Raw genomic sequence first — 20,241 nt, forward strand, 5'->3', positions numbered from 1 at the left:
AGAGACGCCACAGAACCTGGATGCCCCAGCCGATGCAGCCGACCAGCCAGACAATGGTGACCACTTGCAGTGCAAGGCGCAGGCCCACGGGCTTGACATAGTCCATCCAGATGTCACGCACGCCGATCCAGGCGTGCCAGCCCAGAGCCACGAAGAGGGCCAGGGTCAGGAACTTCATCCACTGGGGGGCGAAAATGCCAGCCCATTGCTCGTAGCCCACGGGGCCGCCGACCGTCAGAAAGCGCACCAGCAGCACAACGGTGTACAGCGCCATCAGGACGGCGGTGGAGCGTTGAGCCAGAAAGTCGCGGGTGCCATAGTGCGCACCGACCACGGTACGCTTGGAGCCGTAATTCACGGACATGGTTGTTTCCTTATCGTGAGGTGTTGTTGACTGGGCGCTGATCAGTACAGACCGAACAGCTTGGCGCCCAGCACCACGGTCAGGGCAACGCTGATGCACAGCACGACTGCGGCGGTGGACTTGCCGGTCTGCTTGTTCACGGCGTGGTGGTTCACGTCCATCACCAGGTGGCGGACACCTGCGCAGAAGTGGTGCAGATAGGCCCAGATCAGTGCCAGGCAGACGAGCTTGGCCAACCAGCCAAAGGGACCTGCGAATACCGAAGTGAAGGCATCAAACGAAATTTCCGACGAGATCGAGTGGTCGAACATCCAGATGATGAACGGCAGCAGGATCGCCATCAGCAGGCCGCTGATGCGGTGCAGGATGGACACAATGCCTGCCAGGGGCAGGCGATAGGTCGGTAGGTCCGAGAAGAAGTTGATATTGCGGAACTCTGGCCGCTGTTTTGCTTTTTGCTCTGTCATGGCAGGGTACTTTCGTGGATGTAACTGCGTTGTAATCGCTAGTGCGAAGCGACACAAAATTCTATTGCAATGCAGCAGAATCCGTTAGCCGAATTTGCATAGCAGAGGATTGGGCTGCGATGCAATCAACGCTTCTACGGGGGGATTCAGTTCAGTGCATTGCGGTAATGATGGGTGTCGGTGCGGTACAGGCCGCGTCGTAACTCCATGGGAACATCGTTGTATGTGTAAGCAGTCCGCTCCACGCTGAGCAGCGGCGTGGTGCTGGGAATGCTCAGCAACTGGGCCTGCTCGGCATCCGGCAGAACGGCGCGGATCTTCTCGTCGGCCCGCACCATGCGCACGCCATAGTCCAGCTCGAACATGGCATAGGTGGGGCCCTGGTAGTTGGACATCTGCTCGGCCGTCAGCCCCTTGAAGGCGTTGCCAGGCAGCCAGATGTCCTCCAAAATGGTCGGGATTGCCGAAAATGACAGGGTGCGGCGCACATGCATCACGGCGTCTCCGGTGCGCAGGGCCAGGGCGCGGGCCACTTCGGCGGGCGCGCGCAGGCGGCGGCACTCCAGGATGTGGCGCTCTGCGCGGCCTTCGCCCTGCAGGTCGCCGGCATCGGGGCGCAGATTCAGGAAGCGGTACTGCACCTGTTGCGCCGCGTGGGTGGCCACAAACGTGCCCTTGCCCTGGCGGCGCATGACCAGATTTTCGGCGGCCAGCTCGTCGATGGCCTTGCGCACCGTGCCCTGGCTGACCTTGAAGCGGGCTGCCAGCTCCATTTCACTGGGAATCAGTTCCCCGGGGCGCCATTCGCCAGCTTCCAGGCTTTGCAGGATCAGACCCTTGATCTGCTGGTACAGCGGGCTGAAGGCCGGGGTGGAGACGCCGGCGCCACCGCTATGGCTGGCGTTGTTGTCCGGGGCTGTGTTGTGAGGGCTCGGCATAGTTGGTTTTGAAGGTATCGCCTCCGCGATGCGATGCACAAAAAACAGTCGATTCGACTCGGGTCTCTGGGTGGAGATCATATCTTATATAAGACATAAGACAAATTGACCGGGCTTTGATTTCGGCAGTACACTTGCCGCATGTTTGCGGAGCTTGCGCTACTGGTGGTTACGCTGGTGCCGCCGGGCGCCCATAACATCCCACTTTTTTCCAATCTTGGAGTTTCACCATGAGCAAGAAGCCCGTCCGTGTCGCCGTTACCGGCGCAGCTGGCCAAATCGGTTACGCCCTGTTGTTCCGCATCGCCTCCGGCGAAATGCTGGGTAAAGATCAGCCCGTCATTCTGCAACTGCTGGAAATCCCCGACGAAAAGGCTCAAAACGCTCTGAAGGGCGTGATCATGGAGCTGGAAGACTGCGCCTTCCCCCTGCTGGCCGGCATCGAAGCCCACGCAGACCCCATGACCGCCTTCAAGGACACCGACTATGCTCTGCTGGTGGGCGCCCGTCCTCGCGGCCCCGGCATGGAACGTGCCGACCTGCTGGCTGCCAATGCCCAGATCTTCACGGCCCAGGGCAAGGCTCTGAATGCCGTGGCTTCGCGCAACGTCAAGGTCCTGGTGGTGGGCAACCCCGCCAACACCAACGCCTACATCGCCATGAAGTCGGCTCCCGATCTGCCTGCCAAGAACTTCACCGCCATGCTGCGCCTGGACCACAACCGCGCTGCTTCCCAGCTGGCGGCCAAGGGCGGCTTCAAGGTTGGCGACATCAAGAAGCTGACCGTGTGGGGTAACCACTCGCCCACCATGTACGCCGACTATCGCTTCGCCACCGTGGACGGCAAGTCCGTGAAGGACGCCATCAACGACCAGGAATGGAATGCCAACGTGTTCCTGCCCACCGTGGGCAAGCGCGGTGCCGCCATCATCGCTGCCCGCGGTCTGTCCTCGGCTGCCTCGGCTGCCAACGCTGCCATCGACCACATGCGTGACTGGGCCCTGGGCTCCAACGGCGAATGGGTCACCATGGGCGTGCCCTCCAACGGCGAGTACGGCATCCCTGCCGGCATCGTGTTCGGCTTCCCCGTGACCACCACGGCCGACGGCGAATACAAGATCGTCGAAGGTCTGGAAATCGATGCCTTCTCGCAAGAATGCATCAACAAGACTCTGGCTGAGCTGCAAGGCGAGCAAGACGGCGTCAAGCACCTGCTGTAATCAGCGCAAGACCCATGCAAGACTGGAACCCTGCGCTTTATCTGCGCTTTGCCAATGAGCGCACGCGCCCTGCGGCAGAACTGCTGGCAAGAGTACCTTCCAGCTTGCATTCTCCCGCTCGCAGCCTGCGTATCGTCGATCTGGGCTGCGGGCCGGGCAACTCCACCGAGCTTCTGGTGGAGCGTTTTCCCGGTGCCGACGTTCTTGGCGTCGACAACTCCGAAGCCATGCTGGAGACGGCGCGTCGGCAGTTGCCGCAGGCCAGGTTCGAGGCCGGCGACATTGCCTCCTGGGCACCTGCAGAAGGTGAGCCTGCGCCTGATCTGATTTATGCCAATGCCTCCATCCAGTGGGTGGGCGAGCATGAGACCCTGATTCCGCGTCTTTTTTCCTTGCTCGCGCCTGGCGGTGTGCTGGCCGTGCAGATGCCCGACAACCGGCATGAACCCTCGCACCGGAACATGCGCGAAGTTGCGCAGCTGCCCCGGTTTGTGGCGCATATCGGGGATGCGAGCAAGGTGCGTACCGAGATTTTGCCCATAGGGGTCTATTACGACCTGCTGGCCGCGCCCCAGCCGGCGGCTCCTGACCACGAGGCGGCGAGCGTGGATGTGTGGCACACCATCTACCAGCATCCCATGGATTCGGCCGCCTCCATCGTGCAGTGGTTGCGCGGTACCGGGCTCAAGCCCTTTGTCGAAGGTCTGCCCGCCGAGCTGCAGGCCGATTTCCTCAACGAATACCAGCGCCGCATCGATGTGGCGTATCCGGAGCGAGCCGACGGCAAGCGTCTGCTGGCTTTCCCCCGACTTTTCATGGTGGCTCAGCGCAAGTCATGACGAAAGAACTGGTTCATCCTGCCTCCGTGCTGCTCGATGCCCAGGGTGGCGCTCGGCGTCTGCCCGTCTGCGACCATTACAGCGGCGTCGAGGCGCGCATGCGCAAAAGCCTGCAGCTGCAGGCCGAGATGATGCAGGAGTTCGGCACCTGCGTGTTCGATGTGACGCTGGACTGCGAGGACGGCGCTCCCGTCGGGCAGGAGGCGGCGCATGCGGCGCTGGTGGTCGAGCTGGCCAACGGTGCGGCGCCGGAAGCTCGCGTGGCGGCCCGCGTGCATGCGGTGGGCCATGCGCACTTCCAGGCCGACATGGACATCATCGCCGGCGGAGCCGCAGGCCGGCTCTGCCACATCATGATACCCAAGGTGGAGTCGGTGGATGACGTCATCCAGGCCCAGGCAGCGCTGCAGCGCGCGACGGACACGTCTGTGCCCCTGCATGTCCTGATAGAGTCGCCCGCTGCCGTGCAGCAGGCCTTCGAGATTGCCGCCCACCCGGCCGTGCAGAGCATCTCCTTCGGGCTGATGGATTTCGTCTCGGCCCATGGTGGCGCCATCCCCGCCTCCGCCATGACGGCGCAGGGCCAGTTCGAGCATCCGCTGGTCGTGCGTGCCAAGCTGGAGATCGCGGCGGCCTGCCATGCCCACGGCAAGGTGCCCTCGCACTGCGTGGTCACCGAATTCAAGAATCCTGCCGCTTTGGAGGCTTGCGCGCAAAAAGCCTCCCGGGAGCTTGGCTACACACGCATGTGGAGCATTCATCCCGACCAGATCCGGCCGATCCTGCGTGCTTTTTCTCCTGCCGAGGACGAAGTCAGGCAGGCGGCACAAATTCTTACCTCTGCAGCGGTGCAGAATTGGGCGCCCATCAGTTTTGGTGGTGTACTACACGACCGCGCGAGCTACCGCTATTTCTGGCAGTTGCTGGAGCGCGCTCACCAGACGGGGCAGGTCCTGCCGGTTGAAGTTCAACCCTGGTTTGCCCTGGCTCCAACCCATTGAACTCATAACAAGTCTGCAGGAGCTAATTCCTATGAAGACCCTGATCGCCACTTTGATGATTGCCGCCCCCCTGGTCGCAATCAGCCACTCCGCTGTGGCACAAACCACCCCCAAGGCCGCCGCAGCCAAGAAGGCTCCTGCTGCCAAGAAAGCCCCGGCCAGTGCCAAGAAGGGCAAGGCCGCAGCAGCCGTGGCTGCCGGCGGGGCGGGTGCTGCCGCCGTGGCCGCCGGCCCGGCTTCCGCCGCACTGGGCACGGAAGAGCTGGCCGTGGCCGAGCGTGTGCACAAGGGCCGCATTGCCTGCGAGCTGGGGGCCTTTGTGAACGTGAACGCCGACGCCGCCAACCCTGGCTATTTCATCGTGGATGGCCGCGGCTTCAAATACCACATGGCTCCCGTCAAGACGTCCACCGGCACGGTGCGTCTGGAAGACAAGGCTGCCGGTGCCGTGTGGCTGCAGATCGCCAACAAGTCGATGCTGATGAACCAGAAGGCGGGCCAGCGTCTGGCGGATGAGTGCATGAGCCCCGAGCAGCAGCAAGTGGCCGAAGCCATCCGCAAGAACCCACCTCCCAGCCTGCTGGACAGCAAATAAGTCTGGCGAGGCTGAGGGCTGGCGTATCGCACATGCGCCAGCCCTGTAGATCGCGCTCCACGCGCAGCCTTTTTCAAAAAACCATTGGAGAGAACCCATGTTGAAAGCCTACCGTGACCATGTGGCAGAACGCGCCGCACTGGGCATCCCCCCGCTGCCTCTGGATGCCAAGCAGGTCGCCGAGCTGATCGAGCTGATCAAGAACCCACCCGCTGGCGAAGACGCGTTCCTGATGGATCTGCTGACCCATCGCGTGCCGCCCGGCGTGGATGATGCAGCCAAGGTCAAGGCTTCCTTCCTGGCTGCCGTGGCGCACGGCGACCTGAAGGTGGGTCTCATCTCCAAGGCCAAGGCCACCGAGCTGCTGGGCACCATGGTCGGTGGCTACAACGTGCATCCCCTGATCGAGCTGCTCGACGATGCCGAAGTGGCAGGCGTGGCTGCGGATGCGCTGAAGAAGACACTGCTGATGTTCGACTTCTTCAACGACGTGGCCGACAAGGCCAAGGCCGGCAATGCCAAGGCCAAGGAAGTGATGCAAAGCTGGGCCGACGCCGAGTGGTTCACTTCGCGTCCCAAGGTCGCGGAAAAGATCACCGTCACCGTCTTCAAGGTGCCCGGCGAGACCAATACCGACGATCTGTCGCCCGCTCCCGATGCCTGGAGCCGTCCCGACATTCCCCTGCACTACCTGGCCATGCTCAAGAACACGCGTCCCGACGCGGCGTTCAAGCCTGAAGAAGACGGCAAGCGCGGCCCCATGCAGTTCATCGAAGACCTGAAGAAGAAGGGTCACCTGGTAGCCTACGTCGGCGACGTGGTCGGTACCGGCTCTTCGCGCAAGTCCGCCACCAACTCCATCATCTGGGCCACGGGCGTGGACATTCCCTTTGTTCCCAACAAGCGCTTCGGTGGCGTGACGCTGGGCGGCAAGATCGCTCCCATCTTCTTCAACACGCAGGAAGATTCCGGCGCGCTGCCCATCGAGGTCGATGTCTCCAAGCTGGAGATGGGCGACGTGATCGATGTGCTGCCCTACGCCGGCAAGATCGTCAAGAACGGCGAAACCGTGGCTGACTTCCAGCTCAAGTCCGACGTGCTGCTGGACGAAGTGCAAGCCGGTGGCCGTATCAACCTGATCATCGGCCGCTCGCTGACCGCCAAGGCTCGCGAAGCCCTGGGTCTGCCCGCATCCACCGAGTTCCGTCTGCCCCAGGCTCCCGCTGCTTCTAACGCTGGCTTCACGCTGGCCCAGAAGATGGTCGGCCGTGCCTGCGGTCTGCCCGAAGGCCAGGGCGTGCGCCCCGGTACCTATTGCGAGCCTCGCATGACCACCGTCGGTTCGCAGGACACCACCGGCCCCATGACCCGCGACGAGCTCAAGGATCTGGCCTGCCTGGGCTTCTCCGCCGATATGGTGATGCAGTCCTTCTGCCACACGGCGGCTTATCCCAAGCCCGTGGACGTGAAGACCCATCGCGAACTGCCCGACTTCATCAGCAACCGTGGCGGCGTGGCCCTGCGTCCTGGTGATGGCGTGATCCACAGCTGGCTCAACCGCCTGCTGCTGCCCGACACCGTCGGCACCGGCGGTGACTCGCACACCCGTTTCCCCATCGGCATCTCCTTCCCTGCAGGCTCCGGTCTGGTGGCCTTCGGTGCCGCCACCGGCGTGATGCCCCTGGACATGCCCGAATCGGTGCTGGTGCGCTTCAAGGGCGAAATGCAGCCAGGCGTGACCCTGCGCGATCTGGTGCATGCCATTCCGCTGTACGCCATCAAGCAAGGTCTGCTGACCGTGGCCAAGGCCGGCAAGATCAACGAGTTCTCGGGTCGCATCCTGGAAATCGAAGGTCTGCCCAATCTGAAGGTCGAGCAGGCGTTCGAGCTGTCCGACGCGTCTGCCGAGCGCTCTGCCGCCGGTTGCACGATCAAGCTGAACCCCGAGCCCATCAAGGAATACCTGACCTCGAACATCGTTCTGATGAAGAACATGATCGCCGACGGTTATGCCGATGCCAAGACCCTGCAGCGCCGTATCGAAAAGGTCGAAGCCTGGCTGGCCAAGCCCGATCTGCTGGAAGCCGACAAGAACGCAGAGTACGCTCACGTCATCGAAATCGACATGTCCGACATCAAGGAACCCATCGTTTGCTGCCCGAACGATCCTGATGATGCCAAGACCCTGTCTGACGTGGCCGGCGCCAAGATCGACGAAGCCTTCATCGGTTCCTGCATGACCAACATCGGTCACTTCCGCGCTGCAGCCAAGCTGCTGGGCGGCCAGCGTGACATCCCCGTCAAGCTGTGGGTGGCTCCTCCCACCAAGATGGACCAGGACGAGCTGATCAAGGAAGGTCACTACTCTGCCTTCGGTACTGCTGGTGCACGTACCGAAATGCCCGGCTGCTCGCTGTGCATGGGTAACCAGGCTCAAGTGCGTGAAGGTGCGACTGTCATCTCGACTTCCACTCGTAACTTCCCCAACCGTCTGGGCAAGAACACCAACGTGTATCTGGGCTCGGCCGAGCTGGCAGCCATTGCTTCGCGTCTGGGCTACCTGCCTTCCAAGGAAGAGTACCTGAAGGAAATGGGCGTGATCGATGCCGACAAGGCCTCCGTCTACCGCTACATGAACTTCAACGAAATCTCCGAGTACGCTGAAGTGGCCGCCAAGATCTAAGCGTCTAGGCGCCCATCAAGGCCCTTGTCGGCCTTGCCGCAAAGCCCGCAGGATGCAAGTCCGGCGGGCTTTTGCTTTTCAGGTCGAGCGCCGGGCCTGCAGATGTTGCAGCGCTTGCTGGGTTTGGGCATTTGCCGGGAAGAACGATTCGACAGCCAGTTCCTGCAGCGTCACGTCCACGGGCGTGCCGAAAATGGTGATGGTGCTGATGAAGCTCAGCAGGCCCAGGTCGGTGTGCAGCTCGAAAGGTACGGCGATAGGGCTGGCGACCGGGCTGGCAGCAGCGCCATCGGCCGCGAACGGGTAGGCCGCAATCTCGTCATGAAGCGCCTGCAGCTCGCCGTCCGCAGAGGCCGATATCTGCTGCTGCAGGCGATGCAGCAGATGGGCGCGCCATTGACCGGACTGGGCCAGACGAGGCCCCAGTCCCTCGGGGTGCAGGCTCAGGCGCAGCACATTCACGGGAGGCTCCAGCAGCCAGGGCGCCACGCCATCCAGCAGCAGCGGCACGACGGCATTGGCGGCCACCAGGTTCCAGTGTCTGTCCACGGCCAGCGCCGGGCTGGGCTCGTGGCCCTTGAGCACCAGCTCCACGGCCTGGCGCGCGGCGGCCAGATCGGGATGGTCCAGCGGGCGGGCCTGGTACATGGGCGCAAAGCCCGCCGCCACCAGCAATGCATTGCGCTCGCGCAGCGGCACCGACAGGCGTTCGGCCAGGCGCAGCACCATCTCGCGGCTGGGCTGGGCGCGTCCTGTTTCCACATAGCTCAGGTGGCGTGTCGAGATCTCGGCCTCCAGCGCCAGCCCTTGCTGGCTCAGCCGGCGGTGCTGGCGCCAGTGGCGCAGGTGTTCGCCGAACGGCGCGCGTGCGCCGGGCGGGGTCTGGACAGCCTGAAAAGAGGAGGAAGTGCCGGAGGTCATGGCTGCATCGTAGTGGCGGGCCGGACAGGAGGCCATGACCTGCGAGGTTATCGACGCCTTGCGGACCGATGGCAATCATGGACCCCAGCAGCCGGCACAGGGCCGGCCGCAAGAACTTGCTCTCGGAACAGGAGTCTTCCATGTCCCTCTTTGCTTCTCCCCGGTTTCTGCGTCTGGTGATGTGGGCCGATGCGGCCTCGTGCGCCGCCACGGGCGTGCTGCAACTGGCCCTGCAGCAGCGGCTGGCCGATTTCACGGGTCTGCCGCCCCTGTTGCTGACGGCAACGGGTCTTTTCCTGCTGGCCTATGCATCGGCCGCTGCCTGGATGGCGCGTCGCCAGCCCTTGCCGCGCACGCTGATCGGTCTGGTGGCTCTCGGCAATCTGGGCTGGGCGCTGGGCTGCGCGGTCCTGGTGTTTGGCTCCGGCCTGGCGCTCAGTGCCTGGGGGCTGGCCTGGGTGGCGGCGCAGGCGATCGTGGTGCTGGTGCTGGCCGATCTGCAGTGGGCAGGGCTGCGTGCCACGCGCCATGAGGCCCGGCAGGAGGCGCAGCTTGTGCTTTGAGTGCTTCAGAAAAAGATAGCGCCTAGCGCCTGTCATCTATTGAATGTAGGCTGATTCGTGGCTGAAAACATGGATTGGCAGGCGCTACAAGCTATGCTTTTCGTTATATCCGCCATGTGTCCGGGCGGATAAGCGGGCCGAGGGAGGCAGAGATAATTCCGTACCGCGTAAAATTCACGGTTGCGCCGCGCTGGCGTACTCTTCGCAACCATGGGTTCCCTCGCCCCCATCGACCAAAAAGGACTGTCATGACATCCGCTCATGCCGTGCAGACGCAAGCGTCGCGCGTGCCGTTTTACCTCTCCGTTCTCGTCGCGTTCCATATCGCGCTGGTCATCGCCAGCAACTACCTGGTACAACTGCCCATCACGCTGCTGGGCTTTCACAGCACCTGGGGCGCCTTCAGCTTCCCCTTCATCTTTCTGGCCACCGACCTGACGGTACGCCTGATCGGCAAGACCGCGGCACGGCGCGTCATCATGCGTGCCATGCTGCCCGCGCTGGTGGTGTCCTATGTGGTGGGCGTGCTGTTCCACGAGGGCCGCTTCAATGGCTGGGAGGCGCTGCAAAGCTTCAACGGCTTTGTGTTCCGCATCGCACTGGCCAGCTTTGCTGCCTATGTGCTGGGTCAGTTGCTGGATATTCAGGTCTTCGACCGCATCCGCCAGAAAAGCCATTCCTGGTGGCTGGCTCCGGCGGCCGCGTCGGTGTTCGGCCAGGTGTTGGACACCGCGGCCTTTTTCTCCATCGCCTTCTGGAATAGCTCCGATGCCTTCATGGCGGCCAACTGGGTGGAAATCGCCATGGTCGACTATGTCATCAAGCTGGGCGTGAGCCTGCTGCTGTTTGTTCCCGCCTATGGCGTGGTGCTGGCGGCCATCGTGCGCAGCATGAAGGTACAGATCACGCCCGCTGCCGCAATGCGCTGAGCGGGGCTGCAAGCGCGATAGCCCGGCAGGCTGGCGTGCAGCGGGCAAGGGCCTTGAGGCGGGAGGGGTCTGGGCGTCAGGTTTTCGGCGCTGCGTGCGCTGAAGCGGCCCCGACCCTGTTTGCAGGACCGGGCGGCCTGTCCCCTGGCGCATGCGCACACCGCAGGCGCGTCCTGCAGAGGTCCAGCCCAGCCACCTGGCGGCCCAGCCGCTCGGGCAGGCCGACGTGTCGGCCTGGCCCGCCGCCGGCATGGGGGCAATGGCCTGCGAGTGCGCCGCGAATCCATGCAAAAGGCCGTCTTTCGAGGACGGCCTGGGTCGAATGATGCGCTGCGAGGGCTCAGGTCTGGCTTTGCAGGTAGTTCTGCAGTCCGATCCTGTCGATCAGCCCCAGCTGCTTTTCCAGCCAGTAGGCGTGGTCCTCTTCGGTATCGTGCAACTGGGCGAGCAGGATGTCGCGGCTCACATAGTCGCGGTGCTGCTCGCACAGCGCCACGCCATGCTGCAGAGCCGCGCGCACCTCGTATTCGGTGTCCAGATCCTTGCGCAGCATTTCCGGCACGGTTTCGCCCGGCGTGAACTCCTTGGGGCGCATGTCGGGGCGGCCGCCCAGCATCAATATGCGGCGCAGCAGCGCATCGGCGTGCTGGGTTTCTTCCTGCATCTCGTGGTCCAGGCGCGTGAACAGCTTGCCAAAGCCCTGGTCTTCATAGATGCGCGAGTGGGCGAAGTACTGGTCGCGTGCTGCGAGCTCGCCGCGTAGCAGGTCCTTGAGGTAGTCAACGACTTCTGGATGGCCTTGCATAGGTTCGGGTCTCGGTGAGTTTGCAAAGTCCGAAGTATCCCGCGTACCGGCTTCAGGTATGCAAAGCAGCGATCAATTCCCGAGCGCTCGCGCTCTGGATGCGGGCTGTAAGCAGATGCATTCGCATTGCGGGCCGGGCCGGCTGAGGCGGACGTGCAGCCTGCTGCGTGCGCAGGCAGGATGGACCCGCCCACAGGGCGGTGTGCGCGATCACCGGTCCGCGTCACCGATGAGAAGCTCGGTGCTGCCTTTTCAATATGCCGCCAAGACAGACGATGGCCTGCGCAAAGAAAGGCTTCTGCCGCCAGGGCGCACTCCTCAGAATGTCCCGCATGACCCCCACCAGCTCCATCGCCAAGTTTGATCGCTCCAGATCCCTCGAATACGCCACGCAAAGCCGTATCGTCCTGGCCGGCTACGATGCATGCCACGAGCTTGCCGCCTGCCTGCTATCGGCGCACCTGGGCCATGATGCCAGGTCGGTGCTCGTGGCCGGTGCCGGAGGAACGGGACAGGAAATCCTGTGCGCCGGAGCACTGGAGCCGGCCTGGACCTTTGTGGCCGCCGATCCGGCGCCCGCCATGCTCGAGCAGGCGATGTCAGGAGTCGAGGCTGCGGGCCTGTCCGACCGCACAACGGCCTTCCACGGCAGGGTCGAAGAGCTTCCCGAGGGCGATTGCTTCGATGCCGCAACCCTGATCGGTGTCCTTCATCACATTCCCGAGCAGGAGCGCAAGGGTGCCCTCTTGCGCGAGATCAGCCGCCGCCTGAGAGCGGGCAGTCCGCTCATCGTGGCCTGCAACCGGTGCCCCTATGAATCCCTGCCGCTGTTTCTTGACGCCTGGGCTGCACGCTGGCGCATGGCTGGTGCCGGTGAGGCGGAGGTCGTCGCCAAGCTGGGCAAGATACGCCAGGGGGCCGTACCGCCGGCGTCGGAAACGGCGGTGGAAACGATGCTGGCCAGGGCGGGTTTCGTCAACCCGCTGCGCTTTTTCTCCAGCCTGTTCTGGAGTGCATGGATCACCTTCAAGGCCCCGTAGGCACCGGTGGGGAAAGCATCGACAGCTGCCCGGCGGCAACCGGCAAGCGGAAAACCGAGGCGTCCTCAGTCCCGGAGTGAGGTTCAGGGAGGTCCATTGCCGGAGGTCCCCTGCCGAATCCCGGGCCAGGCCCTTCACACCCGGGCCAAAACAAGATGCGCGTCGATGCGACGTCGCCTTTCGGGGCCGGCAGGCCGGGCCACGCATTCGCCATCCCGCGGGCCCTGCAAGCCGGGGCGGAGCCTCCGCCGCAGTGATGGCCTCGGTGCGGGCATCGATGTCGATGGCATCGTGCTTTCCGCAGGCAGGCGGCGCAGGCGTTGCCGCACGAGGAGCCGATCCCTTTTTCGAAGGACGGGCAGGGCACCGCATCGCGGTGTGGCCTGCCTGGAAAAGCGTGCCTGCGAGGCGGCCGCGCGGGAGCCGCCATTGCGGCTGGGCGCCGTTCGGTCGAACCATGAGAAAATTCAGGTTCTTGGTCAGGATTTCCAATGAATTTCAGAGACCGCCTGAAGACATGGGCAAAGCGTATCCGGCGCGACGGGGTGACGCTCTGGTTCGCAGGGAAGCACTCCGCGACGCCCTGGTTCGCAAAGGCCCTGGGCCTGTTTGTGGTCGCTTATGCGCTCAGCCCGATTGATCTGATACCGGACTTCATTCCCGTTCTCGGATTCGTGGACGATGTTCTGCTGCTTCCGGGGCTCATCTGGCTCACGGTCAAGCTGGTGCCTGCGCCGGTTCTCGCCGAATGCCGTGCCCTGGCCGACACATGGATGGCGGAAAAAGGGCGCAGGCCCACAAGCCGTACCGGCGCCATCCTGATCATCGTGCTCTGGGGGGCCACGGGAGTCGCGGCCTGGTGCTGGTGGACGTCATGAAGCACTGTTCGCAGCGCCTGTGGCCATGGCCCGGATGAAGCCAGGCGACAAGGTCGCAACCGCGTGTGCCTCGCCGGCATCCGGCCTGCGATCGTCGCCATGGGCAGGCTCTTCACATTCCGCGTTTCACCCCTGCCTTCGGCGCGTTCGCCACAGCGGTTCAAAGGCCGCAGCTGCCGACGGTGCGCGGATCCGCAAGAGCGTCCCGGCCTCCGAAGGAGGGTCGTGAGAATCGTTGCTCCAGCAGCGGTTTTCCCCACTGATCGCCAAATCGTTCTTCAACACACTTGAAGCCGTGGGACTCGTACAGATGGCGAGCCGCAGCGAGCCCGCTGAAGGTCCACAGCTGGGTCTCGCGAAATCCTTGCCGGTCGGCAAATTCGAGTGCAGCCCCCAGCAGCTGTCTTCCCGCACCGCTTCCCCTCACGCTGTCATCGACGATGAACCACCTCAGGTGTGCAATGCCGGGTTCGAGATCTTCGCCGTCAATGGCGACCGAGCCAGCGATTTCGCCTTCATTCATGGCAGCCCAGATCCGGTTCCGGGGGGCTTTCAAGCGATTTGAAAACTCGGCCAGGCCAGCGGCGACAACGGATTCGAAACCTTGTCCCAGCCCCGCTTCGCGAGAGTAGTACTGCGCATGCATCTGTGTGATGCGGGCGATGAGCCCCGGCTGATAGCCGGTTGCCAGATCCACGACCGGCTTGCCCCTCGCACCTTGAGCCCGGGATGCCAGTGCAGCGCTGTAAAGCTGCAATCCTTTTGAGACGGTGTGCTTTTGTCCCGGATTCAGCCGCTCCAGTGCCTGCGTGACCTGGGCGCGAGCGTGCGCATGAATGGACTCGACACGCAACCTGCCCGCAGGGGTGAGCGACAGCTGTTTGAGCCGGCTGTCGTGGACGTCCGGTGATTCGCGGATGTCGCCGGCTTGCACCAGCTTGCGCAGCATCCGGCTGACGCTGGATTTTTCCAGTCGAAGCCTGCTTCCCAGTTCCTTGGCGCTGACATTGCCTTCCTCGATTTCAAGAAGCGCATGCACGGCGGATGGGGACAGGTCTGCACCTGCGATGCCTTCCCCCATGAAGCCCCAATCGCGCACCATGGAGCGGGAATAGGCTCGGATCTGCTCCACCAAAGACGGTTCGTTTTCCATCGCTTGCCTCATAGGGCTGTCTCATACGGTTGCATCATACAACTATCTGATCGATAGGGAGAAGGCGGGTTTCCTGAAGGCCAGGGGGCCGGATCTTGAATCCTGCCGGGCGGACGGTCGGGTCGGCGATGGCATGAGGCGGACACTGCAGGCGCTGCGCTCGTCCTTGTCTGCAATCGCAGGGGAGGACGATGACGCAGCCGTCCAGCTTTCGGTAATTCCGCAGCCTTCTGCCGACAGAGTGGCCGGGGATGCCGGTGCAGATTTCTTGCGGTCAGGACCCCAGCCTTGCGCGGTAGATGCCCGGTGTGTCGCCGAACTCGCGCTTGAACAACTGAATGAAGGCACTCGGGCTGGCCCAGCCCAGATCGAGCGCGATATGGCTTACCGGGACCCCTTCGGCCAGCAATTCCAGGGAGCGCAGCAGGCGCAGGCGTTGACGCCAGGCGCTGAAGCTGTATCCGGTCTCCGCCGCAAAGCGACGGCTCAGCGTGCGGCTGCTCAGCGCTCCCCAATCGGCCCATGCCGTCAGATCGCGTGCATCGGCCGGGTTCTGGATCAGGGCCTGCGCAATGCGCTGCACGCGCCAATCGGTGGGCAAGGGCAGGCCCAGGGCTTGTCTGGGCAGGTGGCGGATTTCGTCGAGCACCACGCGAGACACGTTGTCGAGCTCGGGCGACCGCGGTGGCTGCGCCGGGGGAGTCCAGCTGGCAGCCAGACGCAGCACCGCTTCGCGCAGCAGGCCGGAGATGCGCAAGGTGCAGGGTCTGGCGGGGAGATCGACGCAGGCGCTCCTTGCAACATAGGCGCTCCAGCCGTGGTAGGGACCGAAGGAGCGGCCCGAATGGCGGTGGTGAGGTGGCAGCCAGACGGCATGGATGGCGGGCACGATCCAGACGCCGTCTTCCACGGTCACCGAGATCAGGCCGCGCAGCGAGCCAAACAACTGGCCGCGCGCGTGCTGGTGGGTTTCGGAGGACAGCTCCTGGTCCTGCCAGCGAGTGGCCGCGAGGATGACCGGGCCGGCATCGTCATCCAGGTGAGGTTGTAGTGATTGCAGCAGGTCGGACATCGTGCTGTGCATGGCAAGCCGCCGATCAGGTTGGCGGATTTCCGATATTCAATGGCTTGGAAATTCTATAGCCGCCAAAGTGCTCAGCCCTAGGCTAGCGGCTCTTTAGAAGAAGGAGTGCTTCAGATGCTACAGACCCAGACACCGAATCCGCAGGCAGAACTCGACGGCCTGTATGCGCCGCCGAGCGAACGCATCCAGAGGGCGGTACTCGAGCACCTGGTCGATTTTCACCGGCAGTATCTGCGCCAGGCGCGTTTTTTCTGCCTGGCCACGGCCGGTCCTGCCGGACTCGATGCTTCGCCGCGTGGCGGTCCTCCCGGCTTTGTGCGTGTGCTCGACGACAGAACCCTCGCCTTTGCCGACTGGCCCGGCAACAACCGCATCGAATCGATGCGCAATCTTCAGCACGATGAGCGGGTGGCGATGCTGTTTCTGTTTCCCGGTCTGGAGGTGTTCTTGCGCATCAACGGTCACGCGCGCGTCAGTGTCGCAGCCGAGTTGCTGCAAGAGTTGCGTGAAGGCGAGAAAACGCCGAAAGCCGCCACGGTGGTGCGCATCGACGAGGTGCTGTTTCATTGCGGAAAGGCTGTCAATCGTGCGCGGCTGTGGGAGCCGGCGGCTCAGCCGCAGCGCTGCGGCCTGCCCAGCGTCGGCCAGATGCTGGCCGGCTTCGCCGCGCTGCAGACGGGTCCTGCGGCCACGCACGGAGAGTCTGCCAGCATCGACGAGCTCGATGCACACTATGTGCAGGCAGTGCGCAGCGACCTGTATGGCTGAAGCCCTCAGGCCGCATCGGCAGGGGCGCGCGTATTCAGGGTCTCGGCGGCCGTGCGCAGGCATGCAAGCAGGCGGGCCACCAGCGGGTTGGCCGGCGTGCGACGCCACATGGCCAGCATCTCCGAGGATGGGTGGGTGCCCTTGAGCGCCCGGAACACCAGACGCGGCATGCCCACGCGTGTCAGCGCCTCGGGTACGAGGGCGACGCCCTGGCCCAGCGAAACCAGAGAGATCACCGATAGCCAGTGGCGCACCTCGTGGCGTACCTCGGGGGCAAAGCCATGGGCCAGGCACATCTCGTAGATGCGCTGGTGATACGTCGGCGAGACGAGGCTGGAGAACAGGATCAGGCGGTCGTTCCTGAGTTCGGCCAGATCGATGCAGGCGCTGGCGTGCAGCGGGTGGTGCTCGGGCAGGCAGACGACGAAAGGCTCTTCCACCAGCAACTGGCTGTCGATGCCCTCGGGAGGCTGTATGGAGTGGACCAGGGCCATGTCCAGCCGCATCTGCTGCAGGCCGAGGATCTGTTCCGCGCTGTTGGCTTCGAGCATGTCCACGCGCACCTGCGGGTGGCTGCGCTGGAACCGCTCCAGCGCCTGCGGCAGCCCGCGGTACAGGCTGGATCCCACGAATCCCAGGCGCAGATGACCGCGTGTGCCAAGGGCCACGTCGCGTGTTTCCTGTGCGGCCTGCTGACTCAGGGCCAGCAGCTGGCGCGCCTTGCCCAGCAGATGCTCTCCGGCAGCCGTGAGTCTGACGCCTTTGCTGCTGCGCTCGAACAGCTGGGCCTGCAGCGCCTGCTCCAGCTGCTTGATGGCCACCGACAGAGGGGGCTGGGAGATGGACAGCCGCTGGGCCGCACGGCTGAAGTGAAGCTCCTCGGCCAGGGTGACGAAGTAATGCAGCAGCCGCAGTTCCATGTTGTTCTATATATAAAAAGTATTGGGAGAGATTTTAATAATATTTGACGTGAATATACCAGGGTGCTGAAATTCGCAGCAGTCCTTGCTCCCGAGCGACTCCTGGCGAGTCGCTTGCCGAAGGAATCCGTTGCCGCCTTGGCCGGAGATCGGGGCAAGGGACCGGGCGGCCGTCGCCCCGCAGCGCGGTTGTCGTCCTCATCCTGGGGACGGGCGCACAGCGCCTCAGGATGCATTCGAGTTCAGCAGGAGACCTTCATGTCCGCCAACGACAATAGCCAGATGCATGCCTTGGCCCTGGCCGCCAGCGCCGCAGCCCATCCCGTTCCTGATCGGCACGGAGCCAATTTCTATGCCACCGACCCCGAGCTGCAGTCGCTGCTGGGGCTCTATCTGCCGGCCGATCTGCTGACCCACCTGCAGCCCTATCTTCAGCGCATGGGCGAGCTGGCCGGCGGGCGCATCGACGAGCTGGCCGGCATTGCCGACAGGAACCCGCCCACGCTCGAGCATCGCAGCCGCTCCGGACGGGACAGCCAGCGCATCATCAAGCACCCCGCCTATGAGGAGCTGGAACGCATCGCCTACGGCGATTTCGGCCTGCAGGCCATCTCGCATCGCGACGACATGCTGGGCTGGCAGGGCAGGATGCCGCCGGCCGTCAAGTACGCACTGACCTATCTGTTCGTGCAGTCCGAGTTCGGACTGTGCTGTCCGCTGTCCATGACTGACTCGCTGACACGCACACTCAAGAAGTTCGGCACGCCCGAGCTGGTCGGCAAGTACCTGCCGCAGTTGTTGTCGCTGGATTGGGAAAGCCAGGCCCAGGGTGCCATGTTCATGACCGAGCAGGCTGCCGGCTCCGACATTTCCAATACACAGACCGTGGCCTTCCCGCAGAGCGACGGCTCCTGGCGTTTGACGGGCGACAAGTGGTTCTGCTCCAACCCCGATGCAGAGTTCGCCATGGCGCTGGCACGCGTGGACGGGGCTCCGGCAGGAATGAAGGGCATCTCGCTGTTCCTGCTGCCGCGCACGCTGGACGATGGCAGCGACAACCGCTACCGCATCATCCGTCTCAAGGACAAGATGGGCACCAGGTCCATGGCCAGCGGCGAGATCCGCATGGAGGGCGCCACCGCCTACCTGGTGGGCGAGCAGGGCAGGGGCTTCGTGCAGATTGCCGATATGGTGAACAACTCCCGCCTTTCCAATGGCGTGCGCTCGGCCGGCATGATGCGCCGCGCCGTGGCCGAAGCCGAGTTCATTGCCCGCGAGCGAATCGCCTTCGGCAAGCGCCTCGAGGACATGCCGCTGATGCAGCGCCAGCTCGACAAGCTGCGCGTGCCTGCAGAGCAGGCGCGCACCATGATGTTCCAGACGGCGCAGGCGCTGATGCGCTCGGATGCGGGCGAAGAGGGCGCCTACCCGCTGTTGCGCATTCTCACGCCGTTGATCAAGTTCCGTGCCTGCCGCGATGCGCGCAAGGTTACCGGCGACGCGATGGAGGTGCGTGGCGGCTGCGGCTATATCGAGGAGTGGAGCGACCCACGCCTGGTGCGCGATGCCCACCTGGGCTCCATCTGGGAAGGTACCAGCAACATCGTGGCGCTGGACGTGATCCGCGCCATCAAGCGCGAGGGTTCGCTGCCTGTGCTGCAGCAGTATCTGCATGGCTTGCTCGACCATGCCAGCCTGGTGCCCGGCTACCGCCTGGCGCTGGAAGATGCATTGGCCCGCGCCAGCACCCTGGCCGGTAGGGCCGCTCAGGACGGAGGCGATGTGCTTGCCCGCCAGGCCGCCACAGCGCTCTACCACTGCACCACGGCCATCGCCATGGCCTGGGAAGCCGCACAGACCGGATCAAACGAGCGTCTGCGCCTGTCGCAACTGGTGCTGCTGCACCGTGTGCTGCCGCGTGATCCGCTGGACGACGCGGCTGCCGTGCCGGCGCAGTGGCGGGAGTGATTGCTGGCGGCCTTGAAATAAGTAGAAGAAACGGCTGAAGCGCTTCGTGAAAAAGGCGCTATCGGCTCTCGGATTATTCCTGCAAGGAGACAAAGATGCGCAATCACACAAGAGAGCGCCGAAGGCTGCTGGTCGCAGCTTCGGGTGCAGTGCTGCTGGCGGCAGCCCATTTTGCCGCGCAGGCTCAGGGCGACTCCTATCCGGCTCGGCCGATACGCCTGGTGGTGCCTTATGGCGCCGGCGGACCGACGGATGCGCATTTGCGGGTGGTGGCACAGCAAGCCTCGCAACTGCTGGGGCAACCGGTGGTCATAGAGAACAAGCCAGGCGCCAACGGCACGTTTGGCGCGGTGGAGCTGGCGCGGGCTCAGCCCGATGGCTACACCCTGGCCGTGCTGCCTGCCAGTGTCTATCGCGAACCGTATCTGAACCGGGTGAGCTTCGATCCCTTGAGGCTGAGCTATGTGATCGGCATGACCGACTACACCTTCGGGCTGGCTGTGCGTCGGGAGGCACCGTGGAAGAGCTGGAAGGAGTTTGCCGAAGATGCGGGCAGGCGACCCGGCCAGATCTCCGTCGGTGCGGCCGGCCCGGTGCAAACGCCCAGCATCGTGCTCAGCGAGCTGGTGCAGTCCACGGGTCTGCAGTTCAATCGCGTGCCCTACAAGGGTGACTCGGAGCAGGCCAGCGACCTGCTGGGCGGTCACATCGATGCGGGCGTGCTCTCCGGCGTAGCCTCACAGCATGTCCAGTCGGGCCGATTGCGCTACCTGGCCATGTTCACGTCCAGCCGTGTTCCGCAGTTTCCCCAGGTGCCCACTTTGAGAGAGCTGGGCGTGGATGCGGTGATCGAGTCGCCTTATGGGATTGCCGCCCCTGCCGGCCTGGCGCCGGCGCGGTTGCGCATCATTCATGACGCCTTCAAGGCAGCTCTGGAGTCGGCACCGGGGCGAAAGATCCTCGAACAACTCAATCAGCCGCTGAACTACCGCAGCCCGCAAGAGTTCGAGCAGTACGCAAAGAGCGCCTACGCACGCGAGAAGACGCGCATGGAGCAGTTCAAGGCCGTTGCCGGCGGCACCCCGCAGTGATCTGGATGGTTCAT

The 20,241-nt window shown here is 63.9% G+C and carries 20 protein-coding genes; 12 read left to right on the plus strand and 8 right to left on the minus strand.

The annotated features are described in order from the left end of the window. From sdhD to E2583_RS13230, 3 genes are all read right to left on the minus strand, one after another. Nucleotides 1-364, minus strand: a 364-nt coding sequence (sdhD, locus tag E2583_RS13220; protein ID WP_003063575.1) for a succinate dehydrogenase, hydrophobic membrane anchor protein, incomplete at its 3' end; no start/stop codon positions are given. Nucleotides 365-405: 41 nt separating this feature from the next. Beyond that, nucleotides 406-831, minus strand: coding sequence for a succinate dehydrogenase, cytochrome b556 subunit (gene sdhC / locus E2583_RS13225; protein WP_291596448.1), 426 nt, complete (start codon nucleotides 829-831; stop codon nucleotides 406-408). Nucleotides 832-977: 146 nt separating this feature from the next. Further along, nucleotides 978-1,769: a GntR family transcriptional regulator gene (locus E2583_RS13230; protein WP_291596450.1), complete on the minus strand. Its 792-nt coding sequence runs from the start codon at nucleotides 1,767-1,769 to the stop codon at nucleotides 978-980. Nucleotides 1,770-1,999: 230 nt separating this feature from the next. Here E2583_RS13230 and E2583_RS13235 point away from each other — a divergent pair, with 230 nt between their 5' ends. From E2583_RS13235 to acnB, 5 genes are all read left to right on the plus strand, one after another. Beyond that, nucleotides 2,000-2,989, plus strand: coding sequence for a malate dehydrogenase (locus E2583_RS13235; RefSeq protein WP_291596452.1), 990 nt, complete (start codon nucleotides 2,000-2,002; stop codon nucleotides 2,987-2,989). A 14-nt stretch (nucleotides 2,990-3,003) separates the two neighbouring features. Next, nucleotides 3,004-3,828 (plus strand): trans-aconitate 2-methyltransferase, encoded by an 825-nt coding sequence (gene tam, locus E2583_RS13240; RefSeq protein WP_291596454.1) that lies wholly within the window; start codon nucleotides 3,004-3,006, stop codon nucleotides 3,826-3,828. Beyond that, complete coding sequence (locus E2583_RS13245) at nucleotides 3,825-4,829, plus strand: aldolase/citrate lyase family protein (RefSeq protein ID WP_291596456.1); 1,005 nt, start codon at nucleotides 3,825-3,827, stop codon at nucleotides 4,827-4,829. Before tam ends, E2583_RS13245 begins: the two co-directional genes overlap by 4 nt. A gap of 31 nt (nucleotides 4,830-4,860) precedes the next feature. After that, nucleotides 4,861-5,424, plus strand: coding sequence for a hypothetical protein (locus E2583_RS13250; RefSeq protein ID WP_291596458.1), 564 nt, complete (start codon nucleotides 4,861-4,863; stop codon nucleotides 5,422-5,424). A 97-nt stretch (nucleotides 5,425-5,521) separates the two neighbouring features. Beyond that, nucleotides 5,522-8,107, plus strand: coding sequence for a bifunctional aconitate hydratase 2/2-methylisocitrate dehydratase (acnB, locus tag E2583_RS13255; RefSeq protein ID WP_291596459.1), 2,586 nt, complete (start codon nucleotides 5,522-5,524; stop codon nucleotides 8,105-8,107). A gap of 78 nt (nucleotides 8,108-8,185) precedes the next feature. On the opposite strand, the gene E2583_RS13260 is transcribed toward acnB, so the two are convergent. After that, a complete protein-coding gene (locus E2583_RS13260) occupies nucleotides 8,186-9,028 on the minus strand; it encodes a helix-turn-helix transcriptional regulator (protein WP_291596524.1) in 843 nt (280 codons plus the stop codon). A gap of 140 nt (nucleotides 9,029-9,168) precedes the next feature. Between E2583_RS13260 and E2583_RS13265 the strand changes: the two genes are divergently transcribed. Continuing rightward, nucleotides 9,169-9,591 carry a hypothetical protein gene (locus E2583_RS13265; protein WP_291596461.1) on the plus strand — a complete coding sequence of 141 codons (423 nt, stop codon included), beginning with the start codon at nucleotides 9,169-9,171 and terminating at the stop codon, nucleotides 9,589-9,591. A gap of 248 nt (nucleotides 9,592-9,839) precedes the next feature. After that, nucleotides 9,840-10,520, plus strand: a complete 681-nt coding sequence (locus E2583_RS13270; protein WP_291596463.1) for a 7-cyano-7-deazaguanine/7-aminomethyl-7-deazaguanine transporter — start codon at nucleotides 9,840-9,842, stop codon at nucleotides 10,518-10,520. Nucleotides 10,521-10,860: 340 nt separating this feature from the next. Here the strand turns inward: E2583_RS13270 and bfr are convergent, their stop codons facing one another. Next, nucleotides 10,861-11,325: a bacterioferritin gene (gene bfr, locus E2583_RS13275; RefSeq protein WP_291596465.1), complete on the minus strand. Its 465-nt coding sequence runs from the start codon at nucleotides 11,323-11,325 to the stop codon at nucleotides 10,861-10,863. Between the two features lie 332 nt (nucleotides 11,326-11,657). Here bfr and E2583_RS13280 point away from each other — a divergent pair, with 332 nt between their 5' ends. Together E2583_RS13280 and E2583_RS13285 are read left to right on the plus strand one after the other, a co-directional pair. Next, nucleotides 11,658-12,365, plus strand: a complete 708-nt coding sequence (locus E2583_RS13280; RefSeq protein ID WP_291596467.1) for a class I SAM-dependent methyltransferase — start codon at nucleotides 11,658-11,660, stop codon at nucleotides 12,363-12,365. 491 nt (nucleotides 12,366-12,856) lie between these two features. Continuing rightward, on the plus strand, nucleotides 12,857-13,243 hold the full coding sequence (locus tag E2583_RS13285) for a YkvA family protein (protein WP_291596469.1): 387 nt from the start codon (nucleotides 12,857-12,859) through the stop codon (nucleotides 13,241-13,243). A gap of 160 nt (nucleotides 13,244-13,403) precedes the next feature. Here E2583_RS13285 and E2583_RS13290 read toward each other — a convergent pair whose 3' ends face one another. Both E2583_RS13290 and E2583_RS13295 read right to left on the minus strand, forming a co-directional pair. After that, nucleotides 13,404-14,396, minus strand: coding sequence for a bifunctional helix-turn-helix transcriptional regulator/GNAT family N-acetyltransferase (locus tag E2583_RS13290; protein ID WP_291596472.1), 993 nt, complete (start codon nucleotides 14,394-14,396; stop codon nucleotides 13,404-13,406). 274 nt (nucleotides 14,397-14,670) lie between these two features. Next, nucleotides 14,671-15,468 carry a helix-turn-helix transcriptional regulator gene (locus E2583_RS13295; RefSeq protein WP_291596525.1) on the minus strand — a complete coding sequence of 266 codons (798 nt, stop codon included), beginning with the start codon at nucleotides 15,466-15,468 and terminating at the stop codon, nucleotides 14,671-14,673. A gap of 126 nt (nucleotides 15,469-15,594) precedes the next feature. Between E2583_RS13295 and E2583_RS13300 the strand changes: the two genes are divergently transcribed. Then, the gene (locus tag E2583_RS13300) at nucleotides 15,595-16,248 is read left to right on the plus strand and encodes an MSMEG_1061 family FMN-dependent PPOX-type flavoprotein (RefSeq protein ID WP_291596473.1); all 654 of its coding nucleotides are present in this window, start codon (nucleotides 15,595-15,597) and stop codon (nucleotides 16,246-16,248) included. Between the two features lie 5 nt (nucleotides 16,249-16,253). Here E2583_RS13300 and E2583_RS13305 read toward each other — a convergent pair whose 3' ends face one another. Further along, a complete protein-coding gene (locus E2583_RS13305; RefSeq protein ID WP_291596476.1) occupies nucleotides 16,254-17,168 on the minus strand; it encodes a LysR family transcriptional regulator in 915 nt (304 codons plus the stop codon). A gap of 258 nt (nucleotides 17,169-17,426) precedes the next feature. Here E2583_RS13305 and E2583_RS13310 point away from each other — a divergent pair, with 258 nt between their 5' ends. Continuing rightward, nucleotides 17,427-19,136 (plus strand): acyl-CoA dehydrogenase family protein, encoded by a 1,710-nt coding sequence (locus E2583_RS13310; protein WP_291596478.1) that lies wholly within the window; start codon nucleotides 17,427-17,429, stop codon nucleotides 19,134-19,136. A gap of 95 nt (nucleotides 19,137-19,231) precedes the next feature. Then, nucleotides 19,232-20,227, plus strand: coding sequence for a tripartite tricarboxylate transporter substrate binding protein (locus tag E2583_RS13315; protein WP_291596480.1), 996 nt, complete (start codon nucleotides 19,232-19,234; stop codon nucleotides 20,225-20,227). Nucleotides 20,228-20,241: the final 14 nt, after the last annotated feature.

The organism is Comamonas sp., from assembly GCF_009360615.1.
Taxonomy (GTDB): Bacteria; Pseudomonadota; Gammaproteobacteria; order Burkholderiales; family Burkholderiaceae_C; genus Comamonas.